General features: G+C 65.0%; 4 protein-coding genes. 2 read left to right on the forward strand and 2 right to left on the reverse strand.

Translation table 11 applies throughout. The features are described 5' to 3' along the window. Nucleotides 1-263, reverse strand: a 263-nt coding sequence (locus tag WAN71_RS09285) for a nuclear transport factor 2 family protein (protein WP_422225050.1), incomplete at its 3' end; no start/stop codon positions are given. 62 nt (nt 264-325) lie between these two features. Here WAN71_RS09285 and WAN71_RS09290 point away from each other — a divergent pair. Together WAN71_RS09290 and WAN71_RS09295 are read left to right on the forward strand one after the other, a co-directional pair. Then, the gene (locus tag WAN71_RS09290) at nt 326-1,228 is read left to right on the forward strand and encodes an SDR family NAD(P)-dependent oxidoreductase (RefSeq protein WP_422225051.1); all 903 of its coding nucleotides are present in this window, start codon (nt 326-328) and stop codon (nt 1,226-1,228) included. A gap of 2 nt (nt 1,229-1,230) precedes the next feature. Further along, nucleotides 1,231-2,052 (forward strand): mycofactocin-coupled SDR family oxidoreductase, encoded by an 822-nt coding sequence (locus WAN71_RS09295; protein ID WP_422225052.1) that lies wholly within the window; start codon nt 1,231-1,233, stop codon nt 2,050-2,052. Here the strand turns inward: WAN71_RS09295 and WAN71_RS09300 are convergent. After that, a partial coding sequence (locus tag WAN71_RS09300) for an MBL fold metallo-hydrolase (protein ID WP_422225053.1) occupies nt 2,045-2,913 on the reverse strand: 869 nt, incomplete at its 5' end. The two genes, WAN71_RS09295 and WAN71_RS09300, sit on opposite strands and share 8 nt — an antisense overlap.

Raw genomic sequence — 2,913 nt, forward strand, 5'->3', positions numbered from 1 at the left:
CCACCGGCCTCATCGATCTCCAGCTGCACATTGCTGGTGTTGTGCTTGGTCTTCGGGGTGCCGTCGTCGTAGATCCGGGTGGCCATCTCGTACATCTTTCGCACTCCGGCAGTGCCGGTGAACACCGTCTCGGGCGGGCCATTCTCGACTCCGCAAATCCGGCCGTGAGCGAAAAGGTCGGCCACCGCGTCCAGGTCGCCGCCATCGAGGAGTTCGGCGTAGCGGTAGATCAGGTTGGTGATTTCGATGGCGCTGTCACTCATGTCGAGCCACCTCGATTAACTCGCGGTCATTTCGCTTGCACCTGGCCACTAGTGTGATCGCCGTGACAATACCTTGGACGCCGAGCCGGCTCGGCGACTTGACCGGCAAGCGGATCATCGTGACCGGAGCAACCAACGGAGTCGGGCTGGGCACGGCGCGCGCCCTTACCAATGCCGGCGCACACGTGATTCTGGCCGTGCGCAACACCGAGCTCGGCGCCCAGCGGGCCGCTGAGATCGGCGGCTCAACGTCGGTAGTTAAACTCGATCTTGCCGACTTGTCGTCGGTGCGCGCTTTCCCCGGCCTGATCGACGGTGACGTCGATATCTTGATCAACAACGCCGGTGCTCTCACCAACCGCCGCACCGAGACGGTCGACGGATTCGAGGCGACGCTGGCCACCAATCTGCTGGGGCCATTCGCGTTGACCAACCTGCTGTTGCCCCGGGTTCGGTCACAGATCATCAACGTCGGCTCCGATGCCCATCGGTCAGCGACACTGCGCCTCGACGATCTGGAGCTACGCCAGCACAAGTGGACGAGGCTGGGCGCTTATACGCGATCGAAGTTGGCGGTGATGTTGTGGGGGCTGGAACTGGACCGCAGGCTGCGTGCGGCCGGATCGCCGCTCGTCAGCCAACTCACCCACCCGGGATGGGTGGCCTCGAATCTGTCGCATCTATCGGACTCACCGCTGATGTCGCTGGCGCACAAAACGGTCAAGGTCGTGGCTGACCGGTTGGCCAACGACATCGACGAAGGCGCTGCGCCCACCCTCTACTGCATCAGTGAACCGATACCGCCCGGCAGCTATGTCGGAGTCAGTGGCCGGCGCGGTCTGCGCGGCGGCCCGGTGCTCATCGGCCGCTCGGTGGTCGCCTGCGACTACGCCGCAGCCGCCCGGGTGGTGGCTTTCGCCGAAGAGTCAACCGGCACAGTGCTATCTGTAAAGCCGGCAGTGTAGCCATGGCTGAACTGGACAACACCGTTGCCGTCATCACCGGCGCCGCACGCGGTCAGGGCCGCAGCCACGCCGTGGCATTGGCCGAGCAGGGCGCCGACATCATTGCCGTCGATCTGTGTGCCGACATCGACGCCATCCCTTACCCGTTGGGTACCAAGGCCGACCTCGACAAGACCGCACGGCTGGTCCGTGCCGCCGGCCGCAAAGTGGTTCCCGTCATCGCCGATGTACGCGACCTTGCCCAGCTGGAGGCTGGGATACGCTCCGCCATCGACGATCTCGCCGATATCGACATCGTCATCGCGAATGCCGGCGTGGTGGCGATCGGCCATACCGACCCCCATTCCGAGCCGGTATTCAATGCACTGGTCGACATCAACCTCAAGGGCGTGTGGCACACGCTCGTCGCCACGGTGCCGTCCATCATCCGCAAGGGTCGGGGCGGGTCCATCGTGCTGGTGAGTTCGTCGCAAGGCCTGACTGGCCGCGGCGGTGACGGCAGCGCCGCCATGTTCGGCTACGCCGCAGCCAAACATGGCATTGTGGGGATGATGCGCTCGGCAGCCAATGCCTATGCGCCACACAAGATTCGAGTGAACTCCGTACATCCCAGCGGGGTGTCCACGCCGATGATCCTCAACGACTTCGTGGTGAAACAGATGATCGAGAACCCAAACCCGGCGGTCTCACAGATGCTGCTGCCTGACGTGCCGTTGGTCGAGCCGCAGGATGTGACCGAGGCGGTGCTGTGGCTTGTCAGCCCCCGGGCGCGCTATGTGACGGGCGTGACGTTGCCGGTCGACGCCGGTCACGTCGTCATGTAGACCCGCGCCACCAGTGATCCAATTCCCCAGTCAAGAAAGGATCCACGCGCTCACCCGGCTTTGGTACGGCAACCTGGACGTGGGCGGCGTCGGCAGCGGCCAACAGCCGCTCGACCGGTTCGGCCCATGGGTGCGGCGCCAGCCGGAACGTGCACCAGTGGATCGGCACCAAGAGTCCGCCGTTGACGTCGACGTGCGCCTGGACCGCCTCCTCGGGATTCATGTGAATGTCCGGCCATGACTTGCTGTAGGCGCCGATCGGCATCAGCGTCACGTCGAAAGGTCCGTGTTCGGCTCCGATCTCGGCAAAGCTCTTGGTGTAACCGGTGTCGCCGCCGAAGTACGCCCGATGCGCAGGACCGATGATCGCCCAGGACGCCCAGAGCGTGCCGTTGCGGTTCAGGAAGCGACCGGAGAAGTGCCGCGCCGGGGTACAGATCAGGGTGAGCTCCTCGATCCGCGCGTGCTCGTTCCAGTCGAGTTCGATGATGCGCTCGTCGGGAATGCCCCAATCGCGCAGGTGCGCACCAACACCGAGCGGAACGACGAACGGGGCCCACTGGCTGTGAGCCAGCGCGACGATGGTGTCGATGTCAAGGTGGTCGTAGTGGTCGTGGCTGATAACGATCGCGTCCAGGGCCGGCAGCGCTTCCAGCGGCACCGGCGGCGCGTGCATCCGCTCCGGGCCGACAACATCCGAGGGCGAGCAGCGATCACTCCAGACCGGGTCGGTAAGGACGCGGTACCCGTCGATCTCCAGCAGCGCCGTCGAGTGACCGAACCAGCTGACCGCGATCTCGCCGGCACCCGCCTCGAAGACTCGGGCCCGCGGCGTGACCAACGGGATTTCCGCCGCGGGCC

It is taken from the genome of Mycobacterium sp. (assembly GCF_049280035.1).
In the GTDB taxonomy this organism is placed as follows: domain Bacteria; phylum Actinomycetota; class Actinomycetes; order Mycobacteriales; family Mycobacteriaceae; genus Mycobacterium.

Bases quoted from the DNA above. Each gene is read 5' to 3' on its own strand.
- WAN71_RS09295 (WP_422225052.1), top strand. From the start codon at position 1,231: ATGGCTGAACTGGACAACACCGTTGCCGTCATCACCGGCGCCGCACGC.